Here is an 18288-nt window from a genome sequence, read left to right as displayed (position 1 = left end):
CAGACTGTAGACAAAGTCCATTTTATGGATGATGTCTACAGTCTTTTCTTTTATAATAGATTTATGAAAACGAATGCAAGGAGTGATAGTTATGATGTCTAAAAACAATACGAACGGTAGAAATCAATTTGCGATGCTCACGATTGATGATTTGGTTCCTCAAGATCATCTCGTTCGAAAGATTGATGCTGCGCTTGATTTTGAATTTATTTATCCAATCGTTGAAGCCACTTACTCCGATCTAGGTCGCCCAAGTATCGATCCAGTGATTCTGATCAAATTGGTGTTTATTCAGTATTTATTCGGTATCCGTTCCATGCGACAAACCATTAAGGAAGTCGATACCAATGTCGCTTACCGCTGGTTTTTAGGCTATTCCTTCGAGGAGAAAATCCCCCACTTCTCAACTTTTGGAAAGAATTATGTCCGCCGATTTAGAGAAACGACGGTGTTTGAGGATATTTTTGCCTATATTTTAGAACAAGCAGTTAAAGCAGGTTTTGTAACAGAGGATAATTTGTATCTTGATTCTACCCACATCAAAGCTAACGCCAATAAACATAAGTTTACGAAAGAAATGACCCACGATGAAGCGAAAGCCTATCAGGATGAATTAGAAGATGAGATCAATCGTCAACGAATAGAGGCCGGAAAACGCCCTTTTACTTTGGACTTAGAAAAGGAAGTGAAGCTGAAAGAAAGAAAAATAAGTAAGGCTGATCCGGAAAGCGGCTACTACGTCAAAGGCGAACGAGAAAAACAATTTGCTTATTCTGCCCATACTTCATGCGACGACAACGGATTTATTCTTAGCACAATCATCACTCCTGGAAATATTCATGACAGTCAAGTCGCCTTTCAGCTCGTCAAACAATCGAAGAGACTTTTTCCTGAAATCAACTGTGTTGTCGCTGATGCTGGGTATAAGACACCTAAGTTTGTTCACTTTTTGACTCATTTGAACCTTCGACCTTGTTTGCCTTATTCAAGGCCTAAAGGGAAAAAGGGGCTATTATCAAAAAACGAGTTTCTCTATGACGAGTATTATGATTGTTACATTTGTCCGCAAGATCAAATGCTCGCTTTTTCAACGGTTACTCGAGAAGGGTACCGAGAATACAAATCCAATCCAAAAGAATGTGTGAACTGTCCTCTGCTAAACCAATGTACCAAAAGTAAAAATCATCAACGAGTCATCACGAGACATGTTTGGGGTGACCTAATGGATGAAGCAGAACATCTTCGCCTAACGGATCTGAATAAATCAATTTACAAAAAACGGAAACAAACGATTGAACGAATATTTGCGGATGCAAAAGAAAAGCATGGGATGCGTTGGACCAAGTATCGAGGCTTGGAAAAAGTCGCGACGCATACGATGCTAGTGTTTGCTGCAATGAATTTAAAGAAATTAGCCACCTGGCTATGGAAAGGCAAGGAGCCTTTATTTTTTTGTTCAAAATTTCGAAAGAAATCAGATAAAAAGACGTCTCAAACTCAAATTACGAGTTCGAGACGTCTTTTGTCTACAGTCTGGCAGGACTCAATCATATGATTGGGCCCTGTTTTTTTAAGCAAATCTTTTGTTGTTTTGAATCGCCAACAATTGTGGGAAAAGAACAGATTGATAATCGGCAATCAGTTGCTTATTTATAAGCTAATTTTATTCTATCATGAAGGAGATGTTCACTTTTTTTCTCGAATCTGCCACTGCCTCGATCATTCGTCAATTCAATGTAAACACGAAAGATAAAATTTATTTTTCAGGGTTGCTATTTATTTAGCTATACAAAAATCTTTTATAATTGATTAAAGTTCGCTTTTTAAAAAAAATGAAATATCGTAAATTTTTTGGAATTGAGTATTCAGTAAAAGCATACGAAAAGGTTAATTGCCAGAGATTATTAAATATAATATGCGTTTTTTTATAGAGTATCATTATATTTAACAACTTTTTAACTGATTATAGTTGACAATGTTCATTCATTTTGTTAAATTTTGAAAAGAAAAATAAAATATGATTTGTTAGGTGAGGCTCCTATACAAACACAGGCTACTGCCCAAAAATGTCGAGAGACGCCAATGGGTAGAACAGGAATTGTCGAATACAAGGCTTTTCTTAAGGTAGCTAAGATGTTTGTCTTTACGTTGTATAGTGCCAAAACTCAACGATTAGATCGATAAGATATTTGTCTTTTTAAGATGGATTTGTTAAGGCCTTTCGCTGAGTTTTTTAGAGCGAAAGGCCTTTTTTGTCAGTCGTGCTTTTCGCAGTTTGGCTCAGTGATGACAGCTCTAAAAGAAGTTTTTAATAATTTGGCTGAATGAGTTTAGCACGATGATATGCGTACGAGAATAAGATCATTTTTCGTGCTTTTCGAAAAATGAATTCCTAGATAGGAGCTAGCTGTCAGTCGTGCTTTTCGCAGTTTGGCTCAGTGATGACAGTTTTAAAAGAAGTCTTTAATAAATTGTAGCTGAAGATGCTTAGCACGATGATATGCGTGGTGAAACTCAACTCATTTTTCTGCTTTTTAGAAAAATGGATTCATTAAAATGAACTAGCTGCGAGTTCAACTTTCTGCAGTTTCACATCGCCGAGCTACTTGTTCTCAACGGCATGGCTTTCTTTCATGGAGCTAGTTCTCACTAACCGTCTATTTTATTTTCAATCAAAAACAAAGGAGGAATTATCATGGTAAAACAGTGTATATGCTAACGAGATGGAACAGTTTATTTTATCGGGAAGCCTTGATGCTTCGAAATCGGGTGTTGAAGGAAAGTGCGGGAAAGGCGTATTTGTTCGAGGCACCGATTGAAGAAAAGCAGGATATTCATTTGGTCGTGCGGCAAGGAGATGAAGTAGTGGGAACGTTGCTGCTGCATCCTGTATCAAACGCATTTGTTCAGATCAAGCAGGTTGCGATCGAACCGCAGACTCAAGGAAAGAGTCTTGGGAAGAATTTGATGATCTATGCAGAAGAGATTGCGGAAAGATTAGGCTTTTCGACTATTTTCTTAACAGGCAGAAAGCAGGCCTGGGGCTTTTATGAAAAGCTGGCTTACCAAGAGCTGCCGTATGAGTATCAAGAAGACCAATTGATTTTGAAAATTTTTAAGAAAGAAATTCGACAACCATTGACTCGAATAACCACAAAGGAGATGAAAACAAATGGACGACAGTAGTTCGCGAAGAACGGGTTTATGGATGATAGAGGAACGGGGCATTGGCAAATTATTCTTGTCTATTTGTTTTTAGCCCCTTCATCTCTCCGTGAGCCCACAATAGGAGGCGCAAAAAAATGAAAACATTCGGAAATATTCTTTTATACCTAATGATTGGGATAGGATTATGGCGAATTTTTTTTGGAGAGAAGGAAAGAACAGTGGAAAAAGTAACGAAAAATAACCAAAAGGTTAATTATGATTTATTTGCTAGAAAAACAGTGGCGAATGTTTTTGAGACCTTTCATACATCAAAAAAGGGGTTATCAGAAAAACAAGCCAGCATTGCTAGAGAGCGATACGGGGATAACAAGATTTCTTATGGCAAAAAGACGCCTTTCATTTTGGAGGTGCTAAAAGCGTATATCACACCCTTTACCTTGGTATTAATTGGTCTAGGATTAACCTCGATTACGACAGATGTATTAATGGCGGCTCCGGCAGACCGCGATTATTTTGGCAGTGCTATTATTTTTACGATGGTCATTATTAGCGGAACAATGACCTTGATCCAATCAGTTCGTTCGAATCATGCTGCTGAAAAGTTGAAATCTTTAGTAAAAGTTACAGCGACTGTTCGTCGGAAAAATCAATTCCTTGAACTTCCCATCGAGGAAATTGTCTGTGGAGATGTCGTTAAATTATCTGCCGGTGATATGATTCCAGCGGATGTCCGGTTAACAGTCACAAAAGATTTATTTGTTTCTCAATCGGCTTTGACTGGGGAAAGCTATCCAGTTGAAAAAAGAGCGGAGAGTCAAATTGAAGCCCAAGATTCTGAGACAAGTTACGAAAACATGGTCTTTATGGGAAGCAATGTCATTAGCGGGAGTGCGGAAGGAGTTGTAATTGCAACGGGGAATCGAACGTTGTTTGGCGATGTGGCAAAATCCTTGAGTACCAAGCCTGACTTGACGAATTTTGAATTGGGAATCAAGAAAACTTCGTTCATTTTTATCAAATTTATGGCGCTCATGGCACCAACGGTCATCGTGATTAATGGGCTGACTAAGGGGGATTGGATGGAGGCTTTTCTGTTCGGTTTATCTGTGGCTGTAGGATTGACACCTGAAATGCTGCCGATGATCGTAACCACTAATCTGGTCAAGGGTGCCTCAAGGATGGCGAAAAAGGGAACGGTTATTAAAAATATCAATTCGATTCAAAATTTCGGCGCTGTTGATGTGCTTTGTACGGATAAGACTGGAACGTTGACTCAGGATAAAATCATCTTGGAATATCATTTAGATTGTGATGGGAAGGAAGATTCACGGGTTTTACGTCACGCATATTTAAACAGCTATTATCAAACTGGATTAAAAAATTTGATGGACGTCGCGATTATTGATGCTGCGAAGAATGAATTGGATACGACTAAAATCAATTATCAAAAGGTCGATGAGATTCCATTTGATTTTGACCGTCGCCGTATGAGTGTGGTTGTAGCGGACAATGATGGCAAGACTCAAATGATCACAAAAGGTGCAATTGAGGAAATGCTGCGAATCTCGAGCTTCGTTGATTTTAAGGGAAAGGTCATACCATTAACAGAAAAAGCAAAACAAGAGGTTTTAGAAAAAGTAAAAGAACTAAACAGCGATGGCTTGCGGGTATTAGGGGTGGCACAAAAAACCAATCCAAGTGTCGTCGGCGAATTTTCGGTATCGGATGAGTCGGAGATGGTCCTAATTGGGTACTTGGCCTTTTTAGATCCGCCAAAGGAAACCACGAAGCAAGCGTTAGAAACACTGAAGAAACATGGCGTGGGAGTCAAGGTGCTAACAGGCGACAATGCGCTGGTTACGAAATCTGTCTGCAAACAGGTTGGTTTGGAATCGGAAGAATTAGTTACAGGTGAACAAATCGCCAATCTAAACGAAGTACAATTAGCTGACATCGTAGAAAAATACAATGTCTTTGTCAAACTGAATCCTCAGCAAAAGCAACGTATCACCCACGCATTAAAGAAAAATGGACATACCGTCGGCTTCTTAGGAGACGGCATCAATGACGCTCCTGCGATGAAGGCAGCCGATGTTGGAATTTCCGTGGATACCGCTGTTGATATTGCGAAGGAATCTGCAGACGTGATCTTACTGGAAAAGGATTTGATGGTCTTGGAACGGGGAATCGTTTCAGGCAGAGAAACCTTTGGCAATATTATGAAATATATCAAAGCAACTGCCAGCTCGAACTTCGGTAACATGTTCTCTGTCTTAATTGCTAGTACGTTCCTGCCCTTCTTGCCAATGCTGCCATTGCAACTGCTATTTTTGAATATGATCTACGATATTTCTTGTATTTCGATTCCGTGGGATCATATGGACAAAGAGTATTTGGATGAACCAAAAAGTTGGATCTCGGCCAATATTGGCAAGTTTATGCTTTGGATTGGACCAACTAGTTCAGTTTTTGATATCACGACTTATCTATTAATGTACTTTGTCATTTGCCCAGCAATGCTAGGCGGCAGCTACCACACCTTGAGTCCAGCACAACAGGCGACCTTTATTGCGATTTTCCATGCCGGCTGGTTCGTGGAATCACTTTGGACGCAAACGATGGTGCTGCATGCGTTGCGGACTCCGAAAGTGCCGTTTTTGCAAAGTCGGGCCTCATTCAGTATGATTGCTATTACCACTTTAGGAATCGCTGTAGGAACAATCGTGCCGTTCACTAATTTTGGCAGAAACTTAGGGATGCTGCCATTGCCAGGAAACTATTGGTTATGGTTGTTTGTCACAATGGTTCTTTACTTGGCTTTAGTGACTGTAGTTAAACGGATTTATATTCGTCGTTACGGTGAACTATTGTAAGCATCCGTGTCCTTATTCCTCAATAATTCGACTTGGTAGGCGCTTTCTTTTCAGTTATACTTAAAGCTAACAATGGTAAAAGGAAGGTGCAGTACATGATTGATCATTTAAGTATTGGTGTCAGCGATTTGGAAAAGAGTAAGGTGTTTTATAAGGAAGCTTTGGAACCATTAGGCTATCAGGTAAAATTCGAGATGGACCATGGTGTTTGTTTTGGGGCAGAGGGAGGAGATATATGGATCGTCAAAAGCGAACCAAGCAAGATCCATTTGGCGTTTAGCGCATCTGATCGTACAACGGTCGATCGCTTTTATGAAGCAGCGATGAGGGCCGGCGGAGCAGATAATGGAGCGCCAGGTGTACGACCTCATTATCACGAGAATTATTACGGTGCCTTTGTCTTTGATCCCGATGGATACAATATTGAGGCCGTTTGCCACAAAGAAATGTAGTGAAAATGCTGGCTGAAGGGTCAGCATTTTTGTTGCTTTTTACTGTTTATCAGGAATGTTAAGTGTGCTGAATTAAAGTGAACTAAAAATGGAGGTGAGGTAGTGAGTAAATCTCAATGGTACAGTGATCGGTGGGGCGAGCCGACACATGATGATCGGATGCTGTTTTTATTGTTGACGGTGGGCGTTTTTCAAGCAGGATTAAGCTGGCAGGCAGCAGCAAGTAAACGGGAAGTCTTCGAAAGAAATTTTTGTGGAATGGATTTTCGCAAAGTGGCGGCTTTTTTTCCTGAAGATATTGAACAGATTGCCAAAGATCCGGAAATGATCCAGAATCGGCGAAAAATTAAAGCAGTCGTCCAAAATGCGCGAGCTATCGTGCTGCTGTTAAACGACTATGATAGTTTTGCTGACTATTTATGGGATTTCGTAGGTGGGGTGCCAGTCCTCCATGAGTACGAGACGGCAGAGGAAGTTCCGAATACATTGCCTGAAGCAACGGTGATCGCCAAAGATATGAAGAAAAGAGGCTTTACCTTTGTGGGTCCAATTGTTACTTGCATGTTTCTGAAGGCAGCAGGGATTATGCAGGATCGGGTGTGGGATAGTTAGAATTGGATACTAACAGCTTGATGAGTAGAAAAAGCAAAGAATGAGGAAAATATACTCCTCAATTCTTTGCTTTTTTTGTTATAGACGCCAATTTTTGTAAGGAAGCTAAATACTTTCGATATGGATTATTCCGTTTTTATACATTTCATCAATTAGTTTCTTATCTGTCTGATTATCTGTAATGAGTAAGTCGATTTGATCAATCGGAAGAAACGTATACAGCGCTCGTCGGCCGATTTTTGTGTGATCGGTAACGACAATTTTTTTTGCAGCAGCGTCAATCATATTTTTTTTGGTGGCGATCAATAATTCATTGAAATGGGTTAAGCCCTTTTCAACATTAAGTGCAGGCGTAGCAATAAAGGCCTTATCGACACTTAATTGCTGCAGGGATTCATTAGCAATTTGTCCGTTGAGCATATAGCTGTCGTGGAAAAGTGTCCCTCCAGTGACGATGGTGGTGATTCCTCGATTGGACCGTAAAACAGAAGCGATATTGACATCATTGGTGATAATCGTAATGTCTTGCAACTGCGGCATTTCATTGAGGGTTTTTGCGATTTGCAGGGTGGTGGTACCAGAATCTAAAATAATCGCTTCGCCGCTTTTTATATAATTTGTCGCATATTTTCCGATTTTTGTTTTTTCCAGCATATTTTCAGTTGCCCGATCTTCAAAATCTGGCTCATCCTGTTTGATACTTGCAGGAACCACTCCGCCATGGATTCTAACAACAAGTCCCTGTGACTCCAATTCATCTAAATCTCGCCGAATCGTTGTTTCATGAACCTGAAAAATCTCTGACAATTGGGCAACAGAAATAAATTGTTTATTTTCAATAGCTTCTAGCAGCTTTATTCTCCGCTCTCCTGTTAGCATGTTTCTTCATCCTCTCGCTTTCCCAGTGAAAATCCCCACCGTTGAAAGACTTTCTCACTTCTCAGTCTAGGGAAAATAATAGAAGGTGTCAATACATACAGATGAAAAGCGCGCATCAACGAGCGTATTCGAGTGAGACTGCAACTAAATAGATTTAAGACCTCACAATTTAAAATCAATTTTTTTGTTTTTTTATATCCAATCAAATGATTCATTTGTAGCTGTTTTACTAATAGCGCTCTGATATTTTTAAAATAAAGCGTTTACAGAGCTGTATTCTGATGCTATACTCGTAAACGAGCAATAAAGAGTTTATACGAGCGCTCATAAACGAGTGATAGGAGAGGAAGAATGAAACAAATGCTTGAATCAAAAGTTTTTAGTTTGGTGGAACCTGGTGTGATTGAGGAGGTGAACAAGACGAGAAGTCTTCCTGAAAATTGGGTGGCTGTTGAGCCGACCTATGCGAGTATTTGCCATGCGGATTTAAGATATTTTGCAGGGTTGCGAAGACCTGAGGCTTTAGCTAAAAAGTTGCCGATGGCTTTGCTGCATGAAGGGATCGCAGTGGTCAAGGAAAGCCGTTCAGAAAAATTTTCAAAAGGGGATCGAGTAGTCGTTGTTCCCAATATACCGGGACAAATCTTGCATCCTGAGATTGATCAGAAGCCCGATATTCCTGTGAATTACTCAAAGGGAAATGCCTTTTTAGGAAGCGGCTATGATGGTATGGCCCAAAGCTGCTTGGTTCATCCAGAAGAATGTCTGGTGCGTATCCCTGATGAAATTCCCAATGAAATCGCGGTTTTAGCGGAGCTTTCGTCTGTTTCTCATCATGCTCTTAGCCACGTGCAGGAGAAGCTGAAAAAGACAGATACTCGTGTAGCCCTTTTTGGTGATGGACCTGTGGGATACTTCACCGCTGTTATGCTGAAATATCTGTACGGCGTGACTACTGAACGCTTTGTTGTCTTTGGTGCAGCGGATGATAAGTTGGCGCATTTCGATTTTGCTCGAAGAGAGAATGTACTGTCTTATGATTTTAAGCATTCTAAAGAAAAGTTTGATGTACTGATCGAATGCACAGGCGGAAAATTTAGTCAAAGTGCTTTGAATCAAGCAATTGATATTGCAGATTCGTTGGCGGATATCATTTTTATGGGTGTGACTGAAGAGCTGGTCCCAATTGATACACGAGACATTTTGGAAAAAGGGATTACCGCTCATGGCAGTAGTCGATCGTCAACGGCGGACTTTGAAGCAGTTGTTGAAGGCATGAAAAATCCAGACTATCGACGTGCGTTGAGTAAAATATTGCCGGAGAAAATTGTTGAGATTTCAACAGGAGAAGATTTTAGAAGAGTGATGGAGCAATTTGTCGAAAATCCAGGCTGGAATAAAACAGTTATGCATTTCAATTGGTAAGTGCGACGGGCTAAATGAATGAGGTGAGAATATGATAGGAATAGCAATTGTAACGCATGGCGAGATGGCGACAGGTCTGATGGACAGCTTGAGCCTTATCATGGGGGAGCAGGAAGATTATCAAACGCTTGGATTAAAACATGGGGATGACATTGGCGAATTCGGAGAGAAGATTCAAACGGCTATTTGCGAACTGGACACAGGTGATGGGGTATTGGTTTTCGTCGATTTATTTTCTGCAAGTCCCTATAACCAAGCAGCTATGTCCTTCAACAAATTGAAGGGGCATCACTATCGATTAATTTCAGGGGTGAATCTTCCCATGATTGTCGAAGCCTTTAATCAGCGAATGATTGGAGCGGATTTAGAAACAATGTATCAAGCCGCAATGATCGCGGGAAAAGACGGAATCAAAGAGTTTTTGGAAGAAATGGCAAAGCTGGAAAAAATACGTACGGATAAATAATAGAAATGGAGTGGAGTACAAATGGGTGAAATCGTATTAGCACGAATCGATGATCGCTTGATTCACGGACAAGTAATGACGGCCTGGCTGCAGTTTACTGGAGGAAATCATATTGTCATTGTGGATGACGCGACAGCAGGAGATGAGTTTACCAAATCGATCATGTCGATGGCGGTGCCGAATGGGATTAAATTATCGATTTTGGGAGTGGCAGATGGAGCGAAACTTTTGGCGAATATTCCTGACGGACACAAGATCATTGTGTTGGCGAAGGAGCCTCAAACGTATTGGCAGCTGATTGAAAAGGGCGTGACCTTCGATGAAATTATTATCGGTGGGATGGGAGCACGGAAAGATCGTAAAACCTTCCATAAAAATATTTCGGCTTCGGAGGAAGAAAAGGAGACCTTTAGAAAGATCGTCGCCCAAAATGTCAAAATGAAAATCCATGTGATTCCAGATCAGGGTTCACAAGCAATTGAAGGATTGCTATAAAAAAATGGTGAAGGAAGTGGAGAAATGAAAATTAGTCTAATCCAAGCAATTTTAATCGGGGTCGTTTATTATCTTGGAATCAATGGCACGCCGTGGCTTTCATTAGTGGGAACGCATGGCTGGATGCGTCCGCTGGTCAATGGAACTGTAGTCGGATTGATTTTAGGTGATCCGGTTCAGGGGTGTATCATCGGAGCGGCTATCAACCTGCCATATTTAGCTTTTATTTCAGCTGGCGGAACGGTGGCGATGGACCCAGCGCTTGCGGGGACTCTTGGAACCGCTTTAGCGATGGCGGCTAAGGTTGAACCGGCTGTTGCTGTGACCTTGGCTGTACCGATCGGACTGCTGGGGACCTTGATTTGGGTCGCTCATATGACCGTTGATATTACTTTTGTGCATATGGCAGATAAGGCTGCAGAAGAAGGAAAAATTGACCGCATTAATTGGCTGCATATTGTACCACCGCAATTATTTTTACTTTTGATTACTGTCGTGCCGGTTGCCTTAGCCGCTTATTTAGGAGCAGATGCAGTTGAGGGGATCGTGGATGCTTTAAGCGGACGCCCGCTAGATGTTCTTTCAGCGATTGGCGGTATACTGCCAGCTCTGGGGATTGCCATGAACCTGCGTGCGATGAATGGTAAAGGAACTTTATTATTTTTCACTTTCGGCTTTATGCTAGCAATCTACTCCGGACTGCCTTCTGTACCGATCGCTGTTTTTGCAGGAATCATCGGCTATGTCTTTACGGAGTTGTATTTGAAAGATAAAAATGGAGGGCTGACATAATGGAGCAGACAGCAGTAGAAGCTAAAGAAAAGCTATTAACAAAAAAAGATGTAGTTAAAGCCTTTTGGCGTTGGACATTTTTCTCGCATGCAAATTACAACTATGAGCGGTTACAGGCAACTGGAGTTGTTCATGCCTTTAGTCCGATTTTGAAAAAGCTGTATGGCAAAGATGAAGACGAAATGAAATCAGCACTAGAGCGTCACATGCAGTTTTTTAATACCGAGCCATCTTTTGGCGGTCCGATTTTAGCCATGACGATTGCGATGGAAGAAGAACGAGCATTGGGAGCAGACATTAATGATCAAACGATCAATGGATTGAAAACAGGATTAATGGGTCCCTTAGCGGGGATTGGCGATACCTTATGGCAAGGAACCTTGATACCAATTCTGCTCTCCTTTACGCTGCCATTTGGTGCGAAGGGAAATATTTTTATGGGACCTGTCCTATTCTTTGCCCTCCATTGGATCATTATGACTGTCATTGCCTACTTCTTATGGATTCAAGGCTATGAGCAAGGAAAAGAAGGCATCCAGAAGATGATGGCAGGCGGACGCCTTTCCTATATCATGACCTTCTCGCAAACATTGGGGGCGATCGTGATCGGTTCGCTGGCAGCCAATTTTGTTAAAATCGCCACCCCATTAAGTATACATTTGAGCGGGAAAGAAAATCTGTCGATTCAAACCGATGTGCTAGATGCATTGGTCAAAGGCATCTTGCCGTTGGGTGTGACTTTGTTGACCTATTATTTATTGAAGCATAAAAAATATACCCCGACAAAGGTATTAGTTATTCAAATTGTGGGCGGTGCGATTTTAGCCGCGATTGGTTTGATTGTGAACTCAATATAAGTGAATCAACGACGTCAACTAAAAACAAGGGAAACTTTGTTTTTAGTTGACGTCGTTTTTGCTTGATTTAAGAAGAATAAAAGCATATTTAACACGAGAAAAAGCAGTATTTCATGTAATTAAAAAATTTTGATGGCAGAGCTTCTGCAATTGACGTGTATCTGAGAATCGCGAATTCTAGCGGGTGTGATTTCATTCGAGGGTTTTGATTGATTAAGTTAGGAATCATTGATATTACGAAGATTGGTTATTAAATCTGAAGAAAATAGCCTTTGAAGCAACTATAAACATGAACACTTTTTGGGATAGTCATTAATATTTAAAAAAAGTGACAAACATACGAATGAACAAGAAAGAAATTGTCATGTTCATACTGGTAAAAAAAGTGAAAATTAAAGGGCAGGGCAGCTAGACCCAAAGAGTCTTTTTGACCGAGTATTTTTAAAGTAAGAGAAGATGTTGGTCTGATACCAGCATTTTTTATTTTGTAAATAACTAAAATAGAAATAGTTTAATTTTAAGATAGATTAAATAATTTAAATTTACAAATTAAAAATCTCTTCGAGTATTGTATTTATATTTAGGGTGTTTTATAATTTATTAACTGATAGCGATTATTTTCGACTTATTTCTATAATGAAATAAATCGTAAGTAAATTATAGTAGTCACTATTAACGCTTACAGCTATTAAAAAATCATGAAAGGTGTTAGTGGTTATGAGAAACAAATTAGTTGTATTTGGGTTGATTATACTGTTAGTTTTACAAACCCTAAGTCCTGCTTTTGCTTATGCGCAAGGCACCACTGAATCAACGACGAATTCAACAGAGCAAAAGGAGACGGTAGCCTCTTCAACAAAGCCATCCGCTGCAACGTCAGCACCATCGTCTTCATCAATTAATGAGGATAAAACGGCTGAAAAAAGCAGTTCGACAGATTCAGTTGAAGCGAGTAAAGCAACAGTAGAATCAGAAAGTAAAGAGCAGCCAAAGAAACAAGCTCGTGCAGCAATTACTGATAATATTTTCAGTTCAGTAAAAATGTACAAAATTAATGGAGATGAAGTTCAGCCGAATGATACCCTACCGAATATGACTGGGATAAAGCTGGCGTTACAATTCTCTTTTACAAACAAGAATTATCAAACAGGAGATACCTTCACAACACAGCTTCCTGCACAGGTAGCGATTGCTAAAGATCTATCCGGCAGCTTTAGTCCAATGACTTCAGCCGAATGGTCGATAAACGCAGCTACTAAAGAATTAACAATTACTTTCTTAGAAGATAACGTATCTTCAGAAGTTTATGATTTAACATTGGTAACCTCACTTGAGAAAGTAACAGGTATTGATGAGGAAAATCAAAAAATCGTTTTTGATACCGCGCCGACACCAACAAGCTTTTCAATAGAAATGACTTCAAGTGTTGATCCAGGAAAAAATAGTATGGCATTGACAATGGATACGTTGAATCCTAAGAAAGCTGATTTAACGTCAGTATTCAACTTGGATCGAACAGACAACACTGACCGGATGTATCGAATCGAAGCGTACAACAATAACAGTAAAATTAGTTTTGATTCCGTCAAAGTATATGCTAGTGATGTTGACTTTAATGGTACCTTGGTCGGCAGTAAAACCTTATTGACCAAGGACATTGATTATGAAATCGTCTATAAGAATGCCGGGACGACTCGCGCGACAGCAGAAATTCAATTGAAAAATTCCATTGGGAAAAAGGCGATAATTGCTGAATCAGTTGTTTCTGGGATTGATGGAAAGAATTACGTGGATGAATCTGTTACAGGTAATGAGTACAACTACTTCTATGCGTATTCATATACTTACGAGAATGGCAGCCAATTAAATTCTTCCTCTACGTCTAAAACGTTTGTGACTTTGCAACCTTTGGAAGCGAAAGGGAAAATCAATCAAGAAACTGGCGCCATCGATTGGGAGATTAAGTATAATTTTAACGAGCAGCATCTAACAAGTGCTTCACAGCTGCTTACAGATTTAACTGATCAAGGTGTAGAGTTCGTTGCTGGTTCAATCAGTATTGAAAAGGTTGGCTTTAATTATACTAGCGGCAACAACTATGAGGTGGTTTCCCAAGGTGACGGCGCCGGTGATTTTACAGTTTCGACTGATAACTCAGGCTCGTTAGCCTTTACGCCTAAGAGTAATACGACTCAGGCATATGTAATCAAATACTCCACCAAAATTACTGATCCGACTGAACGGATTATTAAAAATAAGGTGACTAATGGAACGGTCACGAAGGAAGCACAAGTGAGTCTTATTCCGAATCTTTTATCAAAAGAAGCGGGAACGATCGATATTTTCAATCGGACGATGGAGTGGAATATCACCGTCAACGCTGAGAAATATACGATGAAAAACCCTGTCGTTCATGATTACTTTATTGGCGCGGTCAAGGATTATACTGGACTGACGATCAATAAAAAGATTTCTGACACCGAATCTGTTCCGTTAGTGGAAAATGTTGACTACAAAATAACTCGATTTGATGAGAATGGTTCGCCAGTCGGGGCACAGCCGAATGTCAATGGCGCACCAGATGATTTTAACGGCGGTGTGCGAATCGACTTCCTTGGTGAATACAATGATTTAAAGGATACACTGGTCATTACAATCAAAACTAAGATCGAAACCTCCGATCAGAGAACAGAAATTAAAAACAAGGCAACGCTAAATTATGGCAATACTCCAGGAGTCATCGAGTATGAGGCCAAAGGAACCTTTGTCGATCCTTATTACACAGGCGGAGCAAAATTAGCTCAAAATGCTAGTACGACGGGGAACTATTTGTATCAAAATTGGCTGGTCTTTCTAAATTCCACTGGGGCAAAATTCAATTTAACGAAAATGGAAGACAGCTTGCCTGCTGGCACAGAGCTGGTTCCAGGATCTCTGCGTTTTGAAGAGGTCACAAGCCAGTCAATGATTGATAATATGTCACGCTATTTAACAAATGATTATAACTTGGTTCAAGAAGGTTCAGATGTTTATCCAACGAAGATTGATACTGAGAATAATCAAATTAATTTGGAGTTTGGCAATTTGGGTGCTAAGCGTGTATATGTGAAGTACCGGACACGGATCAAGCGAGATTGGTATGTTTATAGTCGTTTGGATAATGTGGCGAAAGTCACCTATGACGCGAAGGCGCCAGCCGAATATAAAGCCAGTCTGTATGCATACAATTATGAATATGCGCTGCTAAAATCTGTAGCAAAAGATCCATCAAAAGAAAACGTAGCGAATTGGACCGTTACCACGAGAAATATTTCAGCAGATCTGCCCGTTCAAGATCCTGTGATTACAGATACCTTGACACCAGGAACAACTAACGCGGCCTATGATCCAACGTCTTTTGTGGTTACCGATACAGCTACTAATGAGAAAATCAGTACAGATCATTATAGCTTGACGATTACAGGGAATACATTCAAAATTACTTTTTCTGATTACAAAGCCGAGAGTAATATTCAAGTGAAATACAATACGGTCAGTGAATTCCCAGGGGGAGTCAGGAACCTTTCGCAGGTAAGTTCTACTAGCTATGGTGCGTTGAGCACTTCCTACCGACAAGCGAATACATCCGTGAATTTAAGCTTTACTAGCGGCAGCGGAACCGGGGTAGTGAAGACCGCCGATCTATCCGTCTTGAAGGTAAATGAGAAGGACGAGCCTTTGGCAGGTGCAACCTTTGAAATCCTTAAAGAAGACGGAACAGAAACAGGCCTTAAAGCCGATACCGACGATACTGGTGAGGTAACCTTTACGGGATTACCGTTAGGCAACTACCTATTGAAGGAAAGCAAGGCACCAAATGGGTATGAAATCAATCCTGATTATGAAACCGGCAAAGCAATCACTTTAGTCGAAGAGATGGACATGATAAAAGTTGTCAATAAAGAAACCATTCCAAACAGTATCGAACTTACTAAAACAGATAGTCAAACAGATGAGCCTTTAGCTGGAGCGAAATTCAAACTTGAAAAGGCTGATGGTGAGTTAGTCAGTGAAGATCATGAAACAGACGCAAATGGACAGTTTAAGGTGACTGGTCTGCCGAAAGGTGACTATCAATTTGTGGAAACGGCAGCACCAGCAGGCTATCAAAAAGATGATACTCCCGTTAAGTTCTCAATCACTGAACGCCAAGGGCAAGTCGTCAATCTTAAGAAAACCAATACGTTAGCACCAGGAGCAGTACGATTGACCAAAATCGATGATCAATCGGAGGAAACATTGAAAGGTGCGATTTTCCAATTACAGGATAGTGATGGAGAGATTGTAAAAGACAACTTGGCTACCGATGGGTACGGAATTTTAGAAGTAAAAGATTTAGCACCCGGTGATTATCAATTTGTCGAAACACAAGCACCGACTGGTTATGAAAAAGATGCAACACCAATTGAGTTCACTATTACAAAAGCTCAAGCTAAAGCTGCTGAAGTTGAAAAAACCAATACAAAATCACCAGCGGAGCCAGGTACAGTCACATTGACTAAAACAGATGCGAAAACAGGAAAAGCTTTACCTGATGCGGTCTTTGAATTGCAGGACAGCAAAGGAAAAGCAATAAAAACAGATGTTGAGTTAGTGACAGACATATCTGGCAAGCTTAAGTTTAAACTTGGGACGATGGCTCCGGGAACCTATCAATTGGTGGAAACCGAAGCCCCAACAGGCTATGAAAAAGATGCGACGCCGGTGAAATTTACGATCAAAGATCAAAGCGACACAATCGAGCTAACAAAGACCAACAAAGCGATTAGTGGTGTCATTTTAGAAAAAGTTGATGGTGCCACCAACCAGCCTTTAGCTGGCGCAGAATTCATTTTACAAACACAAGCAGGAAAAACAATTGAGACTGATGAAAAAATGATCACGGATGGTAACGGCCGTTTAGCGGTAAAAGGCTTAGATCCCGGTGATTACCAGTTGGTTGAAACCAAAGCACCTGCTGGTTATAAATTGGATTCAAAACCAGTGCCATTTACGATTAAAGAAAAACAAACAAGTCCTGTTCGAGTAAAGAAAACGAATAAGGGTCTGACTTGTACCGTTGTGTTGAGAAAAATTGACAGCAAAACAGGCGAAGGATTGGCAGATGCGACATTTGCTTTACAGGATCAGCAAGGGAAGGTCTTAAAGGATAAATTGAAGACCGATGAAACAGGAAACCTTACTGTGACAGACTTGAAACCTGGGAAATACCAACTAGCGGAAACCGAGGCGCCTAAGGGGTATATATTGAATACCAAACCAGTGACCTTCCAATTAACCGAAGCGAAGAAGCAGTTGGTTACAGTCAGAAAAGAAAATGTGAAGGCGAGCGGAAAAGCTGGCAATACAGTATCTACTTCTACTAGCTATGTCCGACGCAACCATACGTACCTGCCTAAAACAGGCGAACAAAGATCAACTATTTTGATAATCGCTGGTATTATCATAGTGTTAGTTGCAGGTGGCGTAATCTACTTCAAACGTAAAAAATAATTTTTGAATAAGTCCGGTTAGCTAAGCTGCTAGCCGGATTTGTTTTGTCCTTCGTTTCATTGTATTTTATAGATACTAGAAAACATATGAGGAAGGTGTCAAGATGGGAAATCAGTTTGTACGGATAGATGAAAAGACTTGGAAACGAGCGATGCATTGTCAGGTATTTAGAAATAGTGTGGAACCGACTTTTTGCGTGACCTTTGAGCTGGATATCACCAACTTTCTAAACAAGATTCGTGAGAAAAAATATTCCTTCACTTTTGCGCTGGTCTATAGTGTTTCAGTTTGTGCCAATCAAATTGAAGAATTTCGCTATCGTTTCTTGGATGGAGATGTGGTTCTTTATGATCGAATCGACACCGCTTTTACTTACCTTAATCAAGACACCGAATTGTTCAAAGTCGTGAATGTGCCATTAACAGAAAACCTTGAAGAGTACATCGTCTTAGCTGCTAAAACGGCAGAAGAACAGCAGGCGTATTTCACCGGTCCTTTAGGCAATGATGTCTATCAATTTTCGCCGATGCCGTGGGTGAGCTATACCCATATTTCACACACCAATGCTGGTAAAAAGGATAATGCTACGCCGTTATTCGATTGGGGAAAATATTTCCAGCGTGACGGTCGCATGTTGTTGCCATTCTCTGTTCAAGTACATCATTTCTTTGTTGATGGTCTGCATGTTGGTAAACTGGCGGATACTTTACAAGCATATTTGGATGCTTTCTAATATA

The 18288-nt window shown here is 40.4% G+C and carries 13 protein-coding genes and 1 riboswitch; of the genes, 12 read left to right on the top strand and 1 reads right to left on the bottom strand.

The genetic code is table 11. From position 1 onward, the window contains the following. Positions 1-91: 91 nt before the first annotated feature. The 5 genes from AUF14_RS11405 to AUF14_RS11380 all read left to right on the top strand — a co-directional run bounded on the left by AUF14_RS11405 (position 92) and on the right by AUF14_RS11380 (position 7105). Positions 92-1555 (top strand): IS1182 family transposase, encoded by a 1464-nt coding sequence (locus tag AUF14_RS11405; protein WP_456151921.1) that lies wholly within the window; start codon positions 92-94, stop codon positions 1553-1555. Between the two features lie 459 nt (positions 1556-2014). Next, a riboswitch (M-box (ykoK) riboswitch) is annotated at positions 2015-2184 on the top strand. A gap of 570 nt (positions 2185-2754) precedes the next feature. Next, entirely contained in the window at positions 2755-3186 is a 432-nt protein-coding gene (locus AUF14_RS11395; protein WP_049218776.1) for a GNAT family N-acetyltransferase, read from the top strand. 200 nt (positions 3187-3386) lie between these two features. Then, positions 3387-6041: a magnesium-translocating P-type ATPase gene (mgtA, locus tag AUF14_RS11390; RefSeq protein ID WP_049218775.1), complete on the top strand. Its 2655-nt coding sequence runs from the start codon at positions 3387-3389 to the stop codon at positions 6039-6041. Between the two features lie 95 nt (positions 6042-6136). Continuing rightward, a complete protein-coding gene (locus AUF14_RS11385; RefSeq protein WP_016179690.1) occupies positions 6137-6493 on the top strand; it encodes a VOC family protein in 357 nt (118 codons plus the stop codon). Between the two features lie 102 nt (positions 6494-6595). Continuing rightward, complete coding sequence (locus AUF14_RS11380) at positions 6596-7105, top strand: DNA-3-methyladenine glycosylase I (protein ID WP_016179691.1); 510 nt, start codon at positions 6596-6598, stop codon at positions 7103-7105. A gap of 105 nt (positions 7106-7210) precedes the next feature. Here the strand turns inward: AUF14_RS11380 and AUF14_RS11375 are convergent, their stop codons facing one another. Continuing rightward, the gene (locus tag AUF14_RS11375) at positions 7211-7984 is read right to left on the bottom strand and encodes a DeoR/GlpR family DNA-binding transcription regulator (RefSeq protein WP_049218772.1); all 774 of its coding nucleotides are present in this window, start codon (positions 7982-7984) and stop codon (positions 7211-7213) included. Between the two features lie 351 nt (positions 7985-8335). Between AUF14_RS11375 and AUF14_RS11370 the strand changes: the two genes are divergently transcribed. The 7 genes from AUF14_RS11370 to AUF14_RS11340 all read left to right on the top strand — a co-directional run bounded on the left by AUF14_RS11370 (position 8336) and on the right by AUF14_RS11340 (position 18284). Next, positions 8336-9409 carry an alcohol dehydrogenase catalytic domain-containing protein gene (locus AUF14_RS11370; protein ID WP_102866048.1) on the top strand — a complete coding sequence of 358 codons (1074 nt, stop codon included), beginning with the start codon at positions 8336-8338 and terminating at the stop codon, positions 9407-9409. Between the two features lie 31 nt (positions 9410-9440). Continuing rightward, positions 9441-9875 carry a PTS sugar transporter subunit IIA gene (locus tag AUF14_RS11365; RefSeq protein ID WP_049218768.1) on the top strand — a complete coding sequence of 145 codons (435 nt, stop codon included), beginning with the start codon at positions 9441-9443 and terminating at the stop codon, positions 9873-9875. A 21-nt stretch (positions 9876-9896) separates the two neighbouring features. Then, the gene (locus AUF14_RS11360) at positions 9897-10370 is read left to right on the top strand and encodes a PTS sugar transporter subunit IIB (RefSeq protein ID WP_016179695.1); all 474 of its coding nucleotides are present in this window, start codon (positions 9897-9899) and stop codon (positions 10368-10370) included. A gap of 24 nt (positions 10371-10394) precedes the next feature. After that, entirely contained in the window at positions 10395-11162 is a 768-nt protein-coding gene (locus AUF14_RS11355) for a PTS mannose/fructose/sorbose/N-acetylgalactosamine transporter subunit IIC (protein WP_016179696.1), read from the top strand. Then, the gene (locus tag AUF14_RS11350; protein WP_048717791.1) at positions 11162-12019 is read left to right on the top strand and encodes a PTS system mannose/fructose/sorbose family transporter subunit IID; all 858 of its coding nucleotides are present in this window, start codon (positions 11162-11164) and stop codon (positions 12017-12019) included. Before AUF14_RS11355 ends, AUF14_RS11350 begins: the two co-directional genes overlap by 1 nt. Before the next feature lie 717 nt (positions 12020-12736). Continuing rightward, positions 12737-17551: a SpaA isopeptide-forming pilin-related protein gene (locus AUF14_RS11345; RefSeq protein WP_049218766.1), complete on the top strand. Its 4815-nt coding sequence runs from the start codon at positions 12737-12739 to the stop codon at positions 17549-17551. 103 nt (positions 17552-17654) lie between these two features. Further along, entirely contained in the window at positions 17655-18284 is a 630-nt protein-coding gene (locus tag AUF14_RS11340; protein ID WP_102866047.1) for a CatA-like O-acetyltransferase, read from the top strand. Positions 18285-18288: the final 4 nt, after the last annotated feature.

The sequence above is a fragment of the Enterococcus avium genome, from assembly GCF_002891025.1.
GTDB lineage: Bacteria > Bacillota > Bacilli > Lactobacillales > Enterococcaceae > Enterococcus_A > Enterococcus_A avium.
This window is presented reverse-complemented; position numbering and strand designations above follow the sequence as displayed.

What these genes read in the sequence shown, in the direction of transcription:
- AUF14_RS11405 (WP_456151921.1), top strand. Translation starts at nt 92, where the DNA reads ATGATGTCTAAAAACAATACGAACGGTAGAAATCAATTTGCGATGCTC.
- AUF14_RS11395 (WP_049218776.1), top strand. Translation starts at nt 2,755, where the DNA reads ATGCTTCGAAATCGGGTGTTGAAGGAAAGTGCGGGAAAGGCGTATTTG.
- AUF14_RS11385 (WP_016179690.1), top strand. Translation starts at nt 6,137, where the DNA reads ATGATTGATCATTTAAGTATTGGTGTCAGCGATTTGGAAAAGAGTAAG.
- AUF14_RS11375 (WP_049218772.1), bottom strand. Translation starts at nt 7,984, where the DNA reads ATGCTAACAGGAGAGCGGAGAATAAAGCTGCTAGAAGCTATTGAAAAT.
- AUF14_RS11370 (WP_102866048.1), top strand. Translation starts at nt 8,336, where the DNA reads ATGAAACAAATGCTTGAATCAAAAGTTTTTAGTTTGGTGGAACCTGGT.
- AUF14_RS11365 (WP_049218768.1), top strand. Translation starts at nt 9,441, where the DNA reads ATGATAGGAATAGCAATTGTAACGCATGGCGAGATGGCGACAGGTCTG.
- AUF14_RS11360 (WP_016179695.1), top strand. Translation starts at nt 9,897, where the DNA reads ATGGGTGAAATCGTATTAGCACGAATCGATGATCGCTTGATTCACGGA.
- AUF14_RS11355 (WP_016179696.1), top strand. Translation starts at nt 10,395, where the DNA reads ATGAAAATTAGTCTAATCCAAGCAATTTTAATCGGGGTCGTTTATTAT.
- AUF14_RS11350 (WP_048717791.1), top strand. Translation starts at nt 11,162, where the DNA reads ATGGAGCAGACAGCAGTAGAAGCTAAAGAAAAGCTATTAACAAAAAAA.
- AUF14_RS11345 (WP_049218766.1), top strand. Translation starts at nt 12,737, where the DNA reads ATGAGAAACAAATTAGTTGTATTTGGGTTGATTATACTGTTAGTTTTA.
- AUF14_RS11340 (WP_102866047.1), top strand. Translation starts at nt 17,655, where the DNA reads ATGGGAAATCAGTTTGTACGGATAGATGAAAAGACTTGGAAACGAGCG.